Genomic DNA, 16,523 nt, shown 5'->3' with positions numbered 1-16,523 from the left:
ACACCATGTCCTTCCAGGCCTACCTGGACAACATCGAAGGCAAGACCGGGCTGACCCCCCGTGAGTTCATCGCCCTGGCCGAGGAACGCGGCTTCGACGCCCCGTCCACCAAGGCCGGGACGATCATCGACTGGCTCAAGCAGGACTACGACCTCGGACGCGGCCACGCCATGGCCCTCGTCCACGTGATCAAGAAAGGTGCGCAGATCGACGCCAAGCACGTCGGCACCACCGGTTCCCACCGCGACGAGTCCGACGTCCTCTGGCTGGACGGCAAGGACAACCGCCCCGAGCCCGCCTGACCGGGCCGGCGGGGGTTCGCCCCCGCCGGGCGGCTTTACATTGTAGATCTGTAAGGGTCAGAAGTCGGCGTCGAAGCTGACCGAGCCGGTCACCCCCACCTGGTACGCCGACACCCGCCGCTCGAAGAAGTTCGACAACTCCTGCACGTCCTGCAGCTCCATGAACGCGAACGGGTTCTTCGACCCGTACAGCGGCTCGATGCCGAGCTGGGCCAGCCGCCGGTCGGCCACGTGCTCCAGGTACGAGCGCATGTCCGTGGTCGACATGCCCGGCACGCCCTGCCCGAGCAGGTCCTCGGCGAACTGCGCCTCGCAGTCGACCGCCTCGGCCAGCATCTCCCTGACCTGGCGGGCCATCTCCTCGTCGAAGAGGTCCGGCTCCTCCTGCCGGACGACGTCCACCACGTCGAAGGCGAAGGCCATGTGCATGGACTCGTCGCGGAAGACCCAGTTGGTGCCCGAGGCCAGCCCGTTCAGCAGGCCGCGCGAGCGCAGGAAGTAGACGTAGGCGAACGCGCCGTAGAAGAACAGGCCCTCGATGCAGGCGGCGAAGCAGATGAGGTTGAGCAGGAACGCCCGCCGGTCGTCGCGGGTCTCCAGCCGCTGGAGGCTGCCGATGGAGTCGATCCAGCGGAAGCAGAACTCGGCCTTGCGCCGGATGGAGGGGATGTTCTCCACCGCCGCGAACGCCGCGAACCGCTCCTCCTCGTCCGGCACGTACGTGTCCAGCAGGTTCAGGTAGAACTGGACGTGCACCGCCTCCTCGAACAGCTGCCTGCTCAGGTACAGGCGCGCCTCGGGGGCGTTGACGTGCTGGTAGAGGTTGAGCACCAGGTTGTTGGCCACGATCGTGTCGCCGGTGGCGAAGAAGGCGACCAGGCGGCTGACCAGGTGGCGCTCGGCCGCCGACAGCCTGGACAGGTCCTTCAGGTCGGAGTGCAGGTCCACCTCCTCGACCGTCCAGGTGTTCTTGATCGCGTCACGGTAGCGGTCGAAGAACAGGGGGTAGCGCATGGGCCGCAGGGTCAGGCTCATGCCCGGGTCGAGCAACATCGGGTTCTCCTCGGGGGTCACTGGCAGGCTTCGCACGACTCGGGGTTCTCCAGGGAGCAGACCAGGGCTTCCTCGGACTTGTTCACCAGGGGCACGGTGGCCTGCTGGATGCGGGTGGCCGGTCGCGAGCGCAGGTAGTAGGTGGTCTTCAGGCCGGACTTCCAGGCGTACAGGTACATCGAGGAGAGCTTGTCGATCGTCGGCGCGCTCATGAACAGGTTGAGCGACTGGCTCTGGTCGATGAACGGCGACCGCGCGGCGGCCATGTCGATCAGGGCGCGCTGCGGCAGCTCCCACGCGGTGCGGAACAGCCGGCGCACGTCCTCCGGCAGCTCGGCGATGCCCTGCACCGAGCCCTCGGCCTGCTTGATGGCCGCCCGGACGCGCTCGTCCCACAGGCCGCGCGACTTCAGCTCGGCCACCAGCGCGTTGTTGATCTGCAGGAACTCCCCGCTCAGGGTCTCGCGCTTGAACAGGTTGGACACCTGCGGCTCGATGCACTCGTAGCAGCCGACGATCGAGGCGATGGTGGCGGTCGGCGCGATCGCGATCAGCAGCGAGTTGCGCAGGCCGTGGGCGGCGATGCGCTCGCGGACCGCGTCCCAGCGCTCGGCCTGGGTGCCGCTCTCGCCCCACAGGTCGTGCTGGAGCCGGCCGCGCGCCGCCCACGTCTGGTCGTAGGCGGGGTGGGCGCCGAAGCGCTCGGCCAGGCCGGCGGAGGTCTCCAGCGCCGACAGGTAGATCTCCTCGGCGATCCGGGTGGACAGCTCCTTGGCCTCGGCCGAGTCGAACGGCAGGCGCAGGGCGAAGAAGACGTCCTGCAGCCCCATCACGCCGAGGCCGACCGGGCGCCAGCGCGGGTTGCTGGCCGCGGCCTGCTCGCTCGGGTAGTAGTTGATGTCGATCACCCGGTCGAGGAAGGTGACCGCGGTGCGGACGGTGGCGCGCAGCCGCTCCCAGTCGATGCCGCCGTCGGGCCCGGCGCCCGTCAGATGGGCGGCGAGGTTGACCGAGCCCAGGTTGCAGACCGCGGTCTCGGCGTCGCTGGACACCTCGACGATCTCGGTGCACAGGTTGGACAGGTGCACCACGTTGCCGGGCTCGGCCGCCTGGTTGCACAGGCGGTTGGCGGCGTCCTTGAAGGTCATCCAGCCGTTGCCGGTCTGGGCGAGGGTGCGCATCATCTTGGCGTACAGGTCGCGGGCCTTGACCTGCCGGACGTACCGGCCGTCGCGCTCGGCGGCGCGGTAGGCCTCCTCGAACGCCTCGCCCCACAGGTCGGGCAGCTCCGGGACCTGGTCGGGGTCGAACAGCGACCAGGTGCCGTCGGCCTCGACGCGGCGCATGAACTCGTCGGGGATCCAGTTGGCCAGGTTGAGGTTGTGGGTGCGGCGGGCGTCCTCGCCGGTGTTGTCGCGCAGCTCCAGGAACTCCTCGACGTCCGGATGCCAGGGCTCCAGGTAGACGCAGGCGGCGCCCTTGCGCCGGCCGCCCTGGTTGACGGCGGCCACCGACGCGTCGAGCGTGCGCAGCCACGGGACGATGCCGTTGGAGTGCCCGTTCGTGCCGCGGATCAGCGCGCCCCGGGAGCGCACCCGTGACCAGGAGATGCCGATCCCGCCGGCGAACTTCGACAGCTGCGCCACCTGGGCGTAACGGTCGTAGATGGAGCCGATCTCGTCACGGGGCGAGTCGACCAGGTAGCAGGAGGACATCTGGGTGTGCCGGGTGCCGGAGTTGAACAGCGTCGGCGAGCTGGGCAGATAGGCCAGCGACGACATGAGCCGGTAGAAGCCGACGGCCTCGGCGGGCGTCTCGGCCAGCCCGCAGGCCACGCGCAGCAGCCAGTACTGCGGCGTCTCCACCACCAGCCGGGTGGACGGGTGGCGCAGCAGGTAACGGTCATAGACCGTGCGCAGCCCGAAGTACTCGAACCGCAGGTCGGCGGTGACGTCGACGGCGTCGTCGAGCTTGCGGGCGTTGGCGTTGACGAACTCGGCGGTCTCGTCGCCGACGAGCCCCTCGGCGTGGCCCAGCCGGATCGCCTGGCTGAAGGAGGCCACGCCCTGCCCGCGGACCTCCTTGTCGATGTAGCCCGACAGCAGCCGCGCGGCCAGGCGCGAGTACTGCGGCTCCTCGCCGATCATCTCGGCGGCCGTCTGGATGGACAGCCGGTCCAGCTCGGCGGTGGTGGCCCCGTCGTAGAGGCCGCTGATCGTCTTGGTGGCCACCCGCATCGGGTCGATGTCCGTCAGATCGGTCGCCCAGTGCTCCACCGCACGTACGATCTTGTTGACGTCGACCGGCTCGGCGGTGCCGTTGCGCTTGCGCACCTGCATCTGGACGCGTCGCGGCGCGGACCTGTCGGCGTCCGCCCGCGCCGTCTCGGCCAGGTCCGTCATCGGGTCCCCTGTGACCGTCACTGCGCTCTCCCCTCGTGAACTCGGTCAGTCGCCGAGAACGCGCGCAGGAGGCGGACGGCGAGGCGCCACAGCCCTCTCGCCAGTGCCGTCCACCGTCCCGCGCGGCCTCGGAGCAGCCGCGCACGCATGATCGCGCGCGGCGCGCCGGCAGGTCTTCGGACTCATGGGCATGCTGTCGCTGCCTACTGGCCGTCGCTTCCCGGGCCTTCGGCCCAGTGCGTCTGACGGCGGTCGTTCCCACTCACCGCTGCGGGGCAGTCCCGGATTTCCACCGGGTTCCCTCTTGCCTCGGCCGCCCTGGCGGGGCGACCGAACCGGCTGCGGGAGACACCATATATAGGGCGGATCAAAAAGTCACACCCAACATGTCGTGTTACGAAGAACCCACACTCCGACCCCCTCGCCCGCCGCGAGGCCGGCCAGGCCGTCCTGTTCGCATGCCCGCGGGCGGACGGATGTGATCGACGTCACAAGCCCGTGATGCCACGTTTTCGCTACCTTAGGTATCGAAACTTCAAGTAGCGAAAACCTGAGGGGACGACCATGAGCGAGACCTCCACCGGCCTGCGTCCGGTCACGCCGGACTGGGACAACGTCACCGCCGCCGAACTGGCCGCCTACGTCGAGGCGGAGAACCGGCTGCGCGCCTCCGTCGAGGCGCAGGCGATCACCGGCCGGCCGGACCCCGGCGCCACCATCGACTGGCGGACGGTGGCGCTGCCCGGCCGCGACGTCCCCGTCCGGGTCCACCGGCCGCGAGCCGTGGCCGAGCCGGGCGGCGGGGACGCGCTGCCGCTCGTGCTCCACGTGCACGGCGGCGGCTTCGTCGGCACGGCGCCGCAGAGCGACTGGGTCAACAGCCACCTCGCCGCCCACCTGCCCGCCGTCGTCGTCTCGGTGGACCACCGCCTCCTCGACTGGCGCACGCCGCTGGCCGCCGCCGCCGACGACGGCTGGGACGTGCTCCGGCACGTGCTGGACAACGCCGCGCAGTGGGGCGTCGACCCGGCGCGGGCCGTCCTGTTCGGCGAGAGCTGCGGCGGCCTGATCTGCGCCCTGGCGGCGATCAGGGCACGCGACGCCGGCCTGCCCCTGAAGGCCCAGGTGCTGGTCAACCCCGCCGTGGAGGTGGCCGGGACGATGTTCGACCATCCCTCGATGACCCAGTACGCCGACACCCCGACGCTCAGCGTGCCGGTGTTGCGGTTGTTCCACCGGCTCGCCGTGCCCGAGGGAACGGACGCCCGCGCGCTCTCCCCGCTGCACGCCGACGACCTGGGTGGGCTGGCCCCGGCGCTCGTGGCGGTGCCGACCCACGACCCGATCGCCGACCACGGCCGCCGCTACGCCGAGGCGCTGCGGGCCGCCGGCACCCCCGCCCGCCTGGCCGAGTACCCGGGGGCCGGGCACGCCTTCCTCAGCATGCCGGTCCTGGCCCCCAGGCCGAGGACGCGCGGGCGGACATCCGCCGCTTCCTCCACGACGCCCTCACCGCGTAACCCCGCGACCGGAGCGGGCCGGCGGGACGGGCCGGCCCCTCGCGTGCCGCCGGGTTCTGCTTCATGATTCGGGGTGTCACCCCGTGGCCCCTCGTGATGGGACGGTCAGTGAAGCGCATCCTCGCCTGGATCGGCGTCAACGTCGACATCCTCGTCGCCCTGTCGGTGGCGGTCGTCGTGAGCGTCCTGGACGTCGCGGGCATCGCCACCGCGGAGGCCGTCAGCAACGCCACCGTGGCCACGCTGGCGGTGCTCGCGTTCGTCATGTTGCGCAGCCGGACGCGGGCGCAGTCGGCGGAGAACGCCGTGGAGCGGGCCGTGCTCGCCGCCGATCGCAAGCTCGACCTGCTGCCGTCCCTGCTCCAGGAGCAGTCGGCGGTCCGGCTGGTGAGGGGCGAGGAGTTCAACCGAGTGCTGGCGGAGGCCCGCGGGGACACCGACCGGTGGATCTTCAAGGGCTCGACCGGCGCGTACGTGCGGGCGGTGACGCTGCCGGAATGCCTGGCCAAGGCCCGTCAGGGACGCCGGGCGCTGCTGGTCCGGCTGGAGATCCTGGACCCGGACGACCTCGCGCTGTGCGAGCGGTTCGTCCGCCTGCACCGGAGCCTGGCGCTGGACGACGACAGCCCGGAGCTGACCTGGACCGGCGACGGCACCCGCAGGGAGCTTTACGCGACCGTGCTGTCCGCCTGCTGGCATCACCAGCGTTACGAGCTCCTGGACATCGAGATCGGGTTCTCCTCGATCGCCTCGACGTTCCGCTACGAGCTGTCCTCCCGCCACATGTTCATCACACAGCGGGGGCCCGGCTTCCCCGCCACCGTCATCACCGGGAACGCGCTCGCCCTCGACTGCTGGGCCACCGAGCTGCACGCCAGCCTCCGCCAGGCGCGCCCGCTGAACCTCAGGGACGCCGAGGACGTGACGTTGTCGTTCTCGCCCACGGTCGAGGAGGTGCGGGCGCTGTTCGAACGCCTCGGCCTCGCCCTGCCCGGCGCCTACGGCGACGACGACGTCGAGGAGATCGTCGGGATGGCCTTCAGGAACGTCGACCCGTACGACAAGGCGGCGGCCTGGGGGTGAGCCGCCGCCGGTGCGGTCAGCGCCCGGCCTCCCGGTCGACGATGCCGTGCGCCAGCCGGGCCAGGGCGGCGGTGATCTGCTCGGGGGTGAGCCCGCGCCTGCGCTGCTCGGCGTAGACCTCGGGGCCCAGCGGGGCGAGCAGGATGTCGGCCAGCGCCTCGGCCTCGGAGACGCCCGCCTGCGCCAGCAGCACCCGCACGTGCGCCCGCCAGAACCCGTAGGCGCCGGTGGCGTACCGCAGCGCGCCCTGCTCGGCGCCCAGGACGAGTGAGATGTGCTCGTCCAGCAGGTCGACCATCGCGGCGTAGAAGGCGGCGAGCCGGTCGGCGGGGGGCGCGCCGGGGCCGAGCGGCGGGTCGCCGCGCAGCAGGCGTTCCTGCAGCACGCGCTCGTGCTCGTCCAGCAGGGCCTGCGCGATCGAGACGGTGTCGGGATAACGGCGGTAGAGCGTGCCGCGCCCGACGCCCGCGGCCTTGGCGATGTCGTCCATCGTCACGCCGCGCGGGTCGCGCGTGGCGAACAGCTCGGCCGCCGCGGCGAGCACCTTGGCACGGTTGCGGGCGGCGTCGGCGCGCTCGCGCGGGCGGCCCGCCTCCGCCACGGGACGTCCGGTCAGCAACTCGGTACGGGACTCCATGGCGGCGACTCTAACCCACCACGACATAAGTGGACAACGTGCCCGCTTAGTTGCTACGGTCACCTCGACCGCAAACCGGACGTGATGTCCACTTATTTCGAGGAGCCCCTCCATGGCCGTTCTGCTGCACCTGGACGCCAGCGCCCGACGCCGTTCGATCAGCCGCGAGCTCGGCGACACCTTCGCCGAGGCGTGGCGGTCCGCCCACCCCGAGGGCACCTACGTCCACCGCGACCTGGCCGCCGAGCCGGTGCCGCACATCGGGGAGGCGTGGACCGAGCTGTGCGACTACGTCATGGCCAACCAGATCACCGACATCTCTCGCTACCACGAGGCCGCCCGCACCCCGGAGCAGGCGGCCGCGTGGGCGATCGTCGAGCCGCTGCTGTCGCAGCTGGTGGCCGCGGACGTGGTGCTGATCGCCACCCCGATGTACAACTACTCGATCCCGTCGGCGCTCAAGGCCTGGCTCGACCAGGTGACCTTCCCCAAGATGTCGCTCGCCGGGCGGCGTTTCGTGGTCACCACCGCGCGCGGCGGGGCCTACTCCCCCGGCGCCCCCAAGGCCAGGTTCGACTACCAGGAGCGCTACCTGCGTGACTTCTTCGCCGGCCACTTCGCCGTCGAGGACACCACCGTCGTCGCCGCCGAGCTGGCCAACTCCCGCGTCGACCCCGGCCTCTTCCACCTGCGCGCCCAGCACGACGAGCTGTACGCCGCCGCGCTGCGCAACGCCCACGACCTGGGGAAGGAGTTCTGACGATGAACTGGCTCATCCTCGGGCTGGCCGGGCTGGTGGAGATCGCCTGGGCGCAGAGCATCAAGCCCACCCAGGGTTTCACCAAGCCGCTGCCCACCCTGCTCTGCTTCGTCCTCATGGTGGCCGCGGTCTGGCTGCTGTCGTACTCGATGAAGACCCTCCCGGTCGGCACCGCGTACGCGGTCTTCACCGGCATCGGGGCGGTCGGCGCGATCGCCCTGGGCGTCGTCGTGCACAAGGACCCGATGTCGATCGGCCGGATGGCGGCGCTGGCGCTGATCGTGGGCGGCATCGTGCTGGCCCGCGTCACCAGCCCGGAGTGACCCCTCCCGGTCAGGACGGGCGGCCGGGCTCAGCTCGGGCCGAACCAGCGGGCGAGCGCGGCCCGGAGGCCGTCGGGATCGGCGCCCGCCCAGGCGACGTAGCCGTCCGGCCGGACGAGCAGCGCCGGGGCGGGGGCGTCGGCGGCGGTCGCGGCCACGTGCCGCACCCGGTCGAGCCAGGGCGCGGCGGCGGCGGCCAGGGCGTCGCCGCCGGTCAGGTCCAGGAGCAGGGGGCGGGCGTCGCGCATGAGCTCGGCCAGGCGCCATGGCCGCCCGTCGCCGGTGGTCAGCGCCAGGGACGGCGCGAACCAGCCGGTGGGCCCGGCGGGCCGCTCCTCCCCCATGTCGTGGCGGACGTCGCCGCCCGCCATCAGCTCGGCGATCACGCGCAGGTTCTCCGTACGGCCCAGGAGCTCGGCGAACAGCCGTCGTAGCGCGGTGACCTCGGCGCCGGGGGCCAGCAGGGCGGTCGCGGCCAGCGTCTGGGTGACCACGCGTCCGGCGCACGCGCGGCGCTCGGTCTCGTAGCTGTCCAGGAGCCCTTCCGGAGCCCGTCCGCGCAGCGTGGCGGCGAGTTTCCAGGCCAGGTTGGCGGCGTCATGAAGCGCCAGGTTCAGGGTGGGCCCGTGGCTCACCTGGGCGGCGTCGCCGGCGATGAAGACCCGTCCGGCGCGGTAGCGGTCGGCGAGCCGGGTGTTGCGCCCGCACAGCCGGCGCAGCATGACCGGCGCCCCCTCGGGCGGCGGGCTCAGCGGCAGTCGCACGCCGAGGACGCGTTCGACGCTCTTCTCCATCTCGGCCAGCGTCATCGGGACGCCCGGCCCGGGGAAGCCGCCCGCCGGGTGGTCCTCCCACTCGGCCGTGTTGATCAGCGGCCGCCGCGGGTCGTGGGCCAGGAGCGTGAAGACGCCGCGATCGGTGCGGTGGAAGTGGGCGGGGATCTCGCCGAGCCCCTCGATCAGGACGCGCCCGCCGGGCAGGATCCGGAAGTGCTCGCTCGGGCCGATGAGGGCCGAGCGGTCCACGACGTGGTCGTCGCTGACGCCGGGGAAGCCGATGCCCGCCGCCTTCCTGACCGTGCTGTGGCCGCCGTCGCAGCCGACCAGGTAGCGGGCGGTCAGGGTGGTCTCGGCGCCGCCGGGGCCACGGGTCACGACCTCGACCCGGTCGTCGTCCTGGCCGAAGGAGATCACCTCCTGGCCGCGCCGCACCTCCGCGCCGAGTTCGGCCGCGCGCGCGGCGAGCACCCGTTCGAGGTCGCGCTGGTCGCAGGGCAGGAGGTACATCGGGTTCGCCGCGCCGAGCGTGTGCAGCGGCAGCGGCAGCCCGCCGAAGAAGTGGCCCGGCGCGGGCGCCGGGACGCCCCGGCCGCCGCAGCGTTCGAACAGGCCGCGGTGGTCAAGGAGCCGGACGACCTGCCCGGCCAGGCCGTGGGCCTTGTCCGACAGGTCGGGCTCCGGACGTCGTTCCAGCACCAGCGGCCGGACGCCGGCGAGGCGCAGCTCACAGGCGAGGAAGAGGCCGGCGGGCCCGGCGCCGACGACGATGACGTCGAACATCATGGACGGTCCTTTGGGTACAGGGCTGTATCTAATTCCGGTCACCGTAGGGCGCCGCGATAAGATACGCAAGTGAATCTCAAGCACCGTGCCCCCGGCGGCGCGTCCCGCCGTCGCGGCCCCGCGCTGGAGGACGCCATCCTCGACGCCGCCTGGCACGTGCTGGTCGAGCACGGCTACCACGGCTTCACCTTCGAGGCCGTCGCCGCCCGCGCCGGCACCAGCCGCCCGGTGCTCTACCGGCGCTGGCCCCGGCGCGACGACCTGCTGCTGGCCACCCTCGCCAAGTTCTGGCGGCTGATCGACGTGCCCGACACCGGCAGCCTGCGCGACGACGCCGTCGGGTTCCTGCGCAACGCCGGCGACGACCGCGCGGGCATGCTGACGCTGATGAGCGTGCAGCTCGCCGACTACTTCCGGGAGACCGGCACCAGCCTCACCGAGCTGCGCGACACCCTGCTGCCGCCCGGCCAGGCGACCGCGTTCGAGACGATCGTGGGCCGGGCGGTCGAGCGCGGCGAGCTGCCCGACGTGCCGCGTTCGTCCAGGGTGGTGAACCTGCCGCTCGACCTGCTCCGGCACGACATGCTCGTCACGATGAGCCGGGTGCCGGAGGAGTCGATCGCCGAGATCGTGGACGAGGTGTGGCTGCCCCTGCTGGGCGCGCCCACCGGCTGACCGGCGGCTACCAGGGGACGGTCTCCCCGTGGCGGTCCACGAACCGCAGGCCGGGCACGCCCGCCTGCGCCTCCAGGACATCCACCACGGCCGGGACGCTCTCCTCCGGCACGAGCGGCGCGCCGGGCCCGCCCAGCCGGGTGCGGTTGTGGCCCGGGTCGAGGAGCAGCTTGGTGTGGCCGTCGTCCCCGTGGCGGGTGGCGTAGCTGCGCATGAGCTGGTTGAGCGCGGCCTTGCTGGCCTTGTAGAGCTCGTAGCCGGGCTCGTCGTTGCGCGAGACGCTGCCCTGCTCGGACGACATGACCGCGACCGTCCCGCCGGGCACCACGAGCCCGCGCAGCGACTCCAGGACGCGCATCGGGCTCAGCGCGTTGGTGATCATCACTTCGGTGAACATGCCGGTCGGGACCTCGCCGATCGGCAGGTCGCCGCGGTCGATCGCGGCGTTGACGAACAGCAGGTCGAACCGGCGTCCGGTCAGGCGCTCGCGCAGGGCGGCCAGTTGCCCGGGGTCGGTCATCTCCAGCCGCTCGATCTCCAGGCGCCCGTTCCAGGCGCCGGCGCGCGCCCGTAGCTCGCGGTCGTCCGCCCGGGTCGTGGCGACGACGCGCCGGCCGCGCCGGGCCAGCTCGCCGGCGAGGACGAGCCCGAGCCCGCGGGAGGCGCCGATGACGAGGACCTGCCGGTCGGCCGTGAGGGACATGGCCACTCCATTTGTCTAGACGCGACGTTGCGTCTAGACAGTAGCACGGCGTCCGGGGCCGGTATCGTGTCCCGCATGCCAGCCGTGAACCCCGAGCAGCGCCGCGCGCGCTCCGGCAACCGGCGTGACGAGGCCGCGCGCCTGGCCGTGCTGCACGCCGCCGACGACCTGCTCGTCGAGCACGGCTTCGCCGCCCTGACGATGGAGGCCATCGCGCGCCGCGCGGGCGTCGCCAAGCAGACGATCTACCGCTGGTGGCCGTCGAAGGTCGAGATCCTGCTCGACACGCTCATCGAGGACAGCGGCAAGCGGCTGCCCGTCCCCGTCGAGCGGCCCACGGCGGAGAACATCCGCGGCTACCTGCACGACTTCGCGCGGTTCGTCACCGGCGATCCGGCCGGCAAGGTCCTGCTCACCCTCATCGCCGAGGCCCAGCACCATCCCGCCACGGCCGCCACCTTCCACGAGCGCTACCTCGGCCCCCGTCGCGCGCGCGAACGCGACCTGCTCGCCCGCGCGACCGCGGCCGGCGAGGTCTCCCCCGCCCTCGCCCCCGGGCCGGCCCTCGACGCCCTGCTGGGCCCGGTCGTCTACTGCGCCCTGACCGGGTCGGGCATCCCCCGCGACCTGCTGGACACCCTCTTCGACACCCTGCTCAGGCCCCGCTCCCGGTGAGCGGCCCGGTGCCGGGCGCCGGATCTCGCCGTCCCCGGCGCCACCGGGGACGGCGCCCTGGTCAGCTCCCGTAGTAGTCGCGGATCTCCCAGAACCGGGACGGGTGCCCGTCACAGGTGTACTGGACGGCCTCCAGGTTGTTGGCGGTGCTCACCCCGCCGGCGATGGTCAGGCACTTGGCGGTCTGCACGTTGCGGAACTCGACGTACTGGCCGACGCGGTTGCCGAGCGCCCAGTAGCGCGAGGGGTGGGTGTCGCAGGTGTACTGGAGGGCGACGACGTTGTTCTCGGTGCTGACGCCTCCGGCGATGGTCAGGCACTTGCCGGTCTGGCGGTTCCTGACCTGCAGGGCCGCGCTGGAGTAGCCCCAGACGTCCCAGCGGCGGGAGGGGTGGCTGTCGCAGTCGTACTGGACGGCGTGCACGTTGTTCTCCGTGCTGACGCCTCCGGCGATGGTCAGGCACTTGCCGGTCTGCCGGTTGACGAGCTGGACGTTGGAGGCGGCCCAGACGGACGACGCCGAGGCCGACGCGGGCGCCGGGGCGGTGGTGAGCCCGAGGACGAGCAGCGGGGCGACGACGGCCGCCGGGCGAAGGATGTGTGTCTTCATGCGACCAAGCGTGCGACCGCGGGGCCCGTACGGCCTGAGTAGCGCGTACTCAATGTGCGCCGGCGGGGTTGCGCCCCGGGACGATCATGAATCAGGATCGGGCACATGACAACACAACGCATTCAAGGAAGGGTCTTCGGCGAAGTCGCTGACGAGTACGACAGGGTCCGGCCCGGCTACCCGGCGGAGCTGGCCGCGGACGTGCTGGCCTACGCCGGCGGGCCCGCGCTGGAGGTGGGCGCGGGCACGGGGAAGGCGACGGAGCTGTTCGCGGCGAGCGGCATCGACGTCGTGGCCACCGAGCCGGATCCGGCCATGGCCGCCGTGCTGGCCCGGCGGACCGCCGACCGGCCGAACGTGACGGTCACCGTCTCCACGTTCGAGGAGTACGTCCCGGAGCGGGCGTTCGGCCTGCTGTACTGCGCCCAGGCGTGGCACTGGGTCGACAAGGAGGTGCGCTGGCAGCGGGCCGCGGCGGCGCTGGCCCCGGGCGGCGGGCTCGCGCTGTTCTGGAACGTCGACTGGCCCGCCGACGAGGGGGTCACCGCGAGGCTGCTGGCCGCGCACGAGCGGTTCGCCCCGCACATCAGGCCCAACACCGGCCCGATCGGCAGGCCCATCGGCGAGGCGGCCGGGGCACGTGAGTGGGCCGGGGAGATGGGGCTGCCGCCCGAGTTCGGCGACCTCGGCACCCGGCTCTACCGGTCGGGACGCACGGTTTCGACCGCCGACTACGTCGCCCTGCTGTCCACCCAGTCGTCCTACCGCATCCTGGCCGACGACGTGCGCGAGAACCTGTTCGGCACGCTCCTCGACACGCTCGGCGAGCAGGTCGCCCTGAACGTCGAGACGGCCCTCTACCTGGCCCGCCACCTCCCCTGACCGGCGGCACGGCACGGACGGGCACACCCCGTCACGGCTGGGCCCTGCCGGTCGCCCACGCCCATCCCGCGATCATCACGCGGTTCCTCGCGCCGATCTTGCGCTGGACCGCGGCGACATGGTTCTTCACCGTCCCCGGGGACAGGAAGAGCTCGGCGGCGATCTCCGCGTTGGTCCATCCCTGAGCCACCAGGGCCACGATCTCGTCCTCCCGCTCCGTCAGCACCACGTCCGAGACCTCCCGTTCCGGGCCGCTCCCCCGCAGCAGCCGGACGGTGAGCTGGGGGCTGATGAGCATGTCGCCGCGCACGGCCGCCCGGACGGCCTCGACGAGCAGCGCGGGGCCCGAGCGTTTCAGCACGAACCCGGCCGCGCCGTGCCTGAGCGCCGCCCGGACGTACTCCTCCAGCCCGAACGTGGTGACGACCACCACGTGGATGCCGGTGCCGGACAGGGCGCGGGTCACCTCGATGCCGTCGGCGCCGGGCATGCGGATGTCGGCGAGCACCACGTCCGGCCGGACGGCGAGGGCGGTGTCGATCGCGGTGCGGCCGTCGGCCGCCTCGGCCACCACGGTCAGGTCGGGCTGGGCGTCGAGGATCAGGCGGAAGGCGTCGCGGATGCCCTCCTGGTCGTCGGCGACGAGGATGCGGATGCTCACCCGGGAGATTGTCGCAGCGGCAGCCGCGCCGCCAGCGACCACCCGTCCGGCACGGCCCCCGCGACCAGCTCGCCCCCTTGTTCCGCGACGAGCGCGGCCAGGCCGGGCAGGCCCGAGCCGCGGCGGCGGCCCGCCGCGCCGGCCGTCCCGTCGTTGGTCAGCGTGATCTCCAGGACGTCGCCCGGCGTCGTGACGGACAGCTCGACGCGGCCGGCCCGCGGCGCGTGCCGCCGGATGTTGGTCAGCCCTTCGATCACGATCCGGTAGGCCAGCGCCGCCGTCTCCGCCGGGACCGCCGCCGCGCGGTCGATCCGCACGCCGACGTGCGCCGGTCCGGCGGCGGAGAAGCGCGCGGCGGCCTCGGCGACGCCGTCCAGGTCGCCGGACGGGCCGAGGGGCCGGTCGTGGTGGAGCATGTCGAGCGTGCGGTCGAGCGTGGACAGGGCCCGCTGACCGGCCGCCTCGACGCGTTCCAGCGCCCGCAGCGGATCGCCCGCGACGGTGCCCGCCTGGGCGTGCGCGACCATCTCGCTGATGTCGTGGGCGAGGAAGTCGTGCAGGTCGCCGGCCAGCCGCAGCCGCAGGACGGTGCTGGTGTCGGCCACCGCCCGCCGCTGCCGTACGTCGAGCAGGCGCAGGTAGGCGCCCACGGCGGCGCCCGCCAGCACGCCCGCCCCCAGAACGCGCACGCCCCCAGCGCCTCCAGCGGCGAGGCGGGCGTGAAGACGCGCGGCAACCAGGTGGCCGCGGCGAGCCCCGCGAGCAGCGCGGCGGGCACGGCCCGGCGGACCGGCGCGTACCGGACGACCAGGCCGGCCGCGACCGTCAGCCCCGCGCTCTCGGCCATGCCCAGCGCGCCGACGCCCGGCGTGGACGGCCCCCCGGCGGCCAGCCACAGGGCCGTGACCGCCAGGGACCCGCCCGCGGCCGGCAGGGTCATCCGGGGAAGCCACCTGGCCCTGCTCCCGGACAGGAACAACCCGGTCGCCGCCACGGCGACGGCGACCGCCGCCGGCAGCGAGGCGGCGACCATCCACAACACGTTCACCCGGGACACGATAGGCGCACGCGCCGGCGCGCCCCCACGTGCCGAACGGCACTGCCGCGACCGGCAGGAGGTGCCGAACGGCATCTGCCCGCCGTGCGCCCGCGCTGGAAGGCTCGTCGGCATGACGATCTTCACTTCCGGCCGGTACGGGTACGCGGCGGCACTGTGGGCGGTCGCCTACGGCCTGCTCGGCGCGGCGTGGGCGCTCGGGGCGCCCGGTTATCCGTGGGGGGCCGACGATCCCGACCCCGACGGCGCGCTGTCGATCCTGGCCGGCACGGCGCCGCCGTTCGGCTGGTGGATCGCGGCGTTCGCGGCCCTGGTGGCCGCCACAGCACTGGCCCTGACCCGCCGCGACGGCCCCCGCCCGGCCCACGAACCCGGGCCGCTCCCCCGGGGCGGTGAGCGCCCGCCGAAGGGGGCATGGGGGCGGGTGCCGGTCCTTCTGGCCTGGCCGATCGCCGCGCTGCTGGTGCTGGTGGTGCCCGACTCGCGGCTGATGATGGGCGTCGCCTACACGCCGCTGCTCCTGGCCGCGCCCCTCTTCGGCTGGGGGCTGGGCGGCGCGACGTTCGCCGACGCCTGGCCGTGGCCGGTGCTGAACCAGCTCGTGTGCGTGCTGGGCGGCCTGCTGCTGGCCGCCGCCGCGCGGGACCACGGGCGCGGGCGCGGGAACTGGTTCACCCCGGCGCGCGGGCGGATCGCGGTGTACGTGGCGGTCGCGGTGCCGCTGGTCTACTGCGCCACCCGGTGGGCGTGGGCGCTGGGCATCCCGCTCGGCGTGAGCGCGCAGTTCCTGGCCGAGGGCGAGGACGGGCTGTGGCTGGCGGGGGCGTACCTGGCGACGTTCGGGGCGCTGGGCGGCGTGCTGACCCTCGGGCTGGTCCAGCGGTGGGGCGAGGTGTTCCCGCGCTGGATCCCGGGGCTGCGCGGCCGGCGGGTGCCGCCGCTGCTGGCGGTCGTCCCGGCCGGGTTCGTCTCGATCATCATCACGGTGGCCGGGCTCACCTACATCCGCTGGACCGTGGCCGGCCGGTTCGCCCTGGAGGAGTGGGGAGCCTGGCTGCCGGAGTGCTTCTGGCCGGTGTGGGGCGCCGCGCTGGCCACCGCCGCCGTCAGCTACCACCGGCGCCGCCGGGAGACCCCGCACCCGGCGGCGGGGGTCACCCCACGCTCTGCCGGTCGGGCTCGATGAGCACGACGACCCGTTCCTCCGCGCGCGAGTAGGGACCGCCGATGTACTTCGCGGCGATCCGGTCGACGATCTCCCAGCCCGCCTCGCCCTCGACCCACTCCACGACCCTGCCCCGGACGAGCACCGGCCGGAACGGGTCGCCGGGCGGCGTCAGGGAGAGCGCGACCCGCGGGTCGCGCCGCAGGTTGAGCGCCTTGCGGGAGCGCGGGCCGGTGAGGATGGCGACATGGTCGCCGTGCGTGCCGATCCAGACCGGGACGGAATGGGGAGCGCCGTCGGGCAGCATGGTGGCGAGGTGGGCGATCGGGGTGCCGTCGAGCACGCCGCGGACGTCGGGGTCGAGTTTCATGGGTTCTCTCCGGGCTTCTGGAGTTCCTTGAGGAGACTCTGTAACCGTAGCATCGAGAGTTCCTTCAGGGAACCCCGAAAGGT

The 16,523-nt window shown here is 73.0% G+C and carries 18 protein-coding genes and 1 riboswitch; of the genes, 9 read left to right on the top strand and 9 right to left on the bottom strand.

Translation table 11 applies throughout. The features are described 5' to 3' along the window. Positions 1-5 precede the first annotated feature (5 nt). Complete coding sequence (locus ACNF49_RS27570; protein ID WP_357987925.1) at positions 6-302, top strand: DUF4287 domain-containing protein; 297 nt, start codon at positions 6-8, stop codon at positions 300-302. Positions 303-359: 57 nt separating this feature from the next. On the opposite strand, the gene ACNF49_RS27565 is transcribed toward ACNF49_RS27570, so the two are convergent. Continuing rightward, positions 360-1,391, bottom strand: coding sequence for a ribonucleotide-diphosphate reductase subunit beta (locus ACNF49_RS27565; RefSeq protein WP_357987928.1), 1,032 nt, complete (start codon positions 1,389-1,391; stop codon positions 360-362). Next, positions 1,373-3,778, bottom strand: a complete 2,406-nt coding sequence (locus ACNF49_RS27560; protein ID WP_482939240.1) for a ribonucleoside-diphosphate reductase subunit alpha — start codon at positions 3,776-3,778, stop codon at positions 1,373-1,375. The genes ACNF49_RS27565 and ACNF49_RS27560 overlap by 19 nt, the downstream gene beginning before the upstream one ends. Positions 3,779-3,907: 129 nt before the next feature. Continuing rightward, positions 3,908-4,112, bottom strand: a riboswitch (cobalamin riboswitch). Positions 4,113-4,321: 209 nt separating this feature from the next. On the opposite strand from ACNF49_RS27560, the gene ACNF49_RS27555 reads away from it, so the two are divergent. Next, positions 4,322-5,344, top strand: coding sequence for an alpha/beta hydrolase (locus ACNF49_RS27555; RefSeq protein WP_482939239.1), 1,023 nt, complete (start codon positions 4,322-4,324; stop codon positions 5,342-5,344). 41 nt (positions 5,345-5,385) lie between these two features. Beyond that, positions 5,386-6,360, top strand: a complete 975-nt coding sequence (locus ACNF49_RS27550) for a hypothetical protein (RefSeq protein WP_357987938.1) — start codon at positions 5,386-5,388, stop codon at positions 6,358-6,360. A gap of 16 nt (positions 6,361-6,376) precedes the next feature. Here the strand turns inward: ACNF49_RS27550 and ACNF49_RS27545 are convergent, their stop codons facing one another. Beyond that, positions 6,377-6,997, bottom strand: a complete 621-nt coding sequence (locus ACNF49_RS27545) for a TetR/AcrR family transcriptional regulator (RefSeq protein WP_482939238.1) — start codon at positions 6,995-6,997, stop codon at positions 6,377-6,379. 112 nt (positions 6,998-7,109) lie between these two features. Between ACNF49_RS27545 and ACNF49_RS27540 the strand changes: the two genes are divergently transcribed. Then, the gene (locus tag ACNF49_RS27540) at positions 7,110-7,757 is read left to right on the top strand and encodes an FMN-dependent NADH-azoreductase (protein WP_357987944.1); all 648 of its coding nucleotides are present in this window, start codon (positions 7,110-7,112) and stop codon (positions 7,755-7,757) included. A 2-nt stretch (positions 7,758-7,759) separates the two neighbouring features. Continuing rightward, positions 7,760-8,080: a DMT family transporter gene (locus tag ACNF49_RS27535; protein WP_357987947.1), complete on the top strand. Its 321-nt coding sequence runs from the start codon at positions 7,760-7,762 to the stop codon at positions 8,078-8,080. 29 nt (positions 8,081-8,109) lie between these two features. Here ACNF49_RS27535 and ACNF49_RS27530 read toward each other — a convergent pair whose 3' ends face one another. Next, positions 8,110-9,642, bottom strand: coding sequence for an FAD-dependent monooxygenase (locus ACNF49_RS27530; RefSeq protein ID WP_482939237.1), 1,533 nt, complete (start codon positions 9,640-9,642; stop codon positions 8,110-8,112). Positions 9,643-9,711: 69 nt separating this feature from the next. Between ACNF49_RS27530 and ACNF49_RS27525 the strand changes: the two genes are divergently transcribed. Continuing rightward, a complete protein-coding gene (locus tag ACNF49_RS27525) occupies positions 9,712-10,317 on the top strand; it encodes a TetR/AcrR family transcriptional regulator (protein ID WP_482939236.1) in 606 nt (201 codons plus the stop codon). Positions 10,318-10,324: 7 nt separating this feature from the next. Here ACNF49_RS27525 and ACNF49_RS27520 read toward each other — a convergent pair whose 3' ends face one another. Beyond that, positions 10,325-11,020, bottom strand: coding sequence for an SDR family oxidoreductase (locus ACNF49_RS27520; protein WP_482939235.1), 696 nt, complete (start codon positions 11,018-11,020; stop codon positions 10,325-10,327). 75 nt (positions 11,021-11,095) lie between these two features. On the opposite strand from ACNF49_RS27520, the gene ACNF49_RS27515 reads away from it, so the two are divergent. After that, positions 11,096-11,695, top strand: a complete 600-nt coding sequence (locus ACNF49_RS27515) for a TetR/AcrR family transcriptional regulator (protein WP_482939234.1) — start codon at positions 11,096-11,098, stop codon at positions 11,693-11,695. Positions 11,696-11,756: 61 nt separating this feature from the next. Here the strand turns inward: ACNF49_RS27515 and ACNF49_RS27510 are convergent, their stop codons facing one another. Beyond that, on the bottom strand, positions 11,757-12,305 hold the full coding sequence (locus ACNF49_RS27510) for an RICIN domain-containing protein (RefSeq protein ID WP_357987962.1): 549 nt from the start codon (positions 12,303-12,305) through the stop codon (positions 11,757-11,759). A 105-nt stretch (positions 12,306-12,410) separates the two neighbouring features. Between ACNF49_RS27510 and ACNF49_RS27505 the strand changes: the two genes are divergently transcribed. Continuing rightward, positions 12,411-13,187, top strand: a complete 777-nt coding sequence (locus tag ACNF49_RS27505; protein WP_357987965.1) for a class I SAM-dependent methyltransferase — start codon at positions 12,411-12,413, stop codon at positions 13,185-13,187. A gap of 31 nt (positions 13,188-13,218) precedes the next feature. Here the strand turns inward: ACNF49_RS27505 and ACNF49_RS27500 are convergent, their stop codons facing one another. Continuing rightward, positions 13,219-13,848 carry a response regulator gene (locus ACNF49_RS27500; RefSeq protein WP_357987968.1) on the bottom strand — a complete coding sequence of 210 codons (630 nt, stop codon included), beginning with the start codon at positions 13,846-13,848 and terminating at the stop codon, positions 13,219-13,221. Continuing rightward, positions 13,845-14,537, bottom strand: coding sequence for a sensor histidine kinase (locus ACNF49_RS27495; RefSeq protein ID WP_482939233.1), 693 nt, complete (start codon positions 14,535-14,537; stop codon positions 13,845-13,847). The genes ACNF49_RS27500 and ACNF49_RS27495 overlap by 4 nt, the downstream gene beginning before the upstream one ends. A 30-nt stretch (positions 14,538-14,567) precedes the next feature. Between ACNF49_RS27495 and ACNF49_RS27490 the strand changes: the two genes are divergently transcribed. Then, a complete protein-coding gene (locus ACNF49_RS27490) occupies positions 14,568-16,091 on the top strand; it encodes a hypothetical protein (RefSeq protein ID WP_482939232.1) in 1,524 nt (507 codons plus the stop codon). Here the strand turns inward: ACNF49_RS27490 and ACNF49_RS27485 are convergent. After that, complete coding sequence (locus ACNF49_RS27485; RefSeq protein WP_482939231.1) at positions 16,060-16,440, bottom strand: PPOX class F420-dependent oxidoreductase; 381 nt, start codon at positions 16,438-16,440, stop codon at positions 16,060-16,062. The two genes, ACNF49_RS27490 and ACNF49_RS27485, sit on opposite strands and share 32 nt — an antisense overlap. Positions 16,441-16,523 lie beyond the last annotated feature (83 nt).

This window comes from Actinomadura sp. ATCC 39365, from assembly GCF_054392275.1.
Note: the sequence above shows the minus strand (reverse complement) of the source record. Positions and strands in the feature narration are given on the sequence as shown.

Bases quoted from the DNA above. Each gene is read 5' to 3' on its own strand.
- ACNF49_RS27570 (WP_357987925.1), top strand. From the start codon at position 6: ATGTCCTTCCAGGCCTACCTGGACAACATCGAAGGCAAGACCGGGCTG.
- ACNF49_RS27555 (WP_482939239.1), top strand. From the start codon at position 4,322: ATGAGCGAGACCTCCACCGGCCTGCGTCCGGTCACGCCGGACTGGGAC.
- ACNF49_RS27545 (WP_482939238.1), bottom strand. From the start codon at position 6,997: ATGGAGTCCCGTACCGAGTTGCTGACCGGACGTCCCGTGGCGGAGGCG.
- ACNF49_RS27540 (WP_357987944.1), top strand. From the start codon at position 7,110: ATGGCCGTTCTGCTGCACCTGGACGCCAGCGCCCGACGCCGTTCGATC.
- ACNF49_RS27535 (WP_357987947.1), top strand. From the start codon at position 7,760: ATGAACTGGCTCATCCTCGGGCTGGCCGGGCTGGTGGAGATCGCCTGG.
- ACNF49_RS27530 (WP_482939237.1), bottom strand. From the start codon at position 9,642: ATGATGTTCGACGTCATCGTCGTCGGCGCCGGGCCCGCCGGCCTCTTC.
- ACNF49_RS27520 (WP_482939235.1), bottom strand. From the start codon at position 11,020: ATGTCCCTCACGGCCGACCGGCAGGTCCTCGTCATCGGCGCCTCCCGC.
- ACNF49_RS27515 (WP_482939234.1), top strand. From the start codon at position 11,096: ATGCCAGCCGTGAACCCCGAGCAGCGCCGCGCGCGCTCCGGCAACCGG.
- ACNF49_RS27510 (WP_357987962.1), bottom strand. From the start codon at position 12,305: ATGAAGACACACATCCTTCGCCCGGCGGCCGTCGTCGCCCCGCTGCTC.
- ACNF49_RS27505 (WP_357987965.1), top strand. From the start codon at position 12,411: ATGACAACACAACGCATTCAAGGAAGGGTCTTCGGCGAAGTCGCTGAC.
- ACNF49_RS27485 (WP_482939231.1), bottom strand. From the start codon at position 16,440: ATGAAACTCGACCCCGACGTCCGCGGCGTGCTCGACGGCACCCCGATC.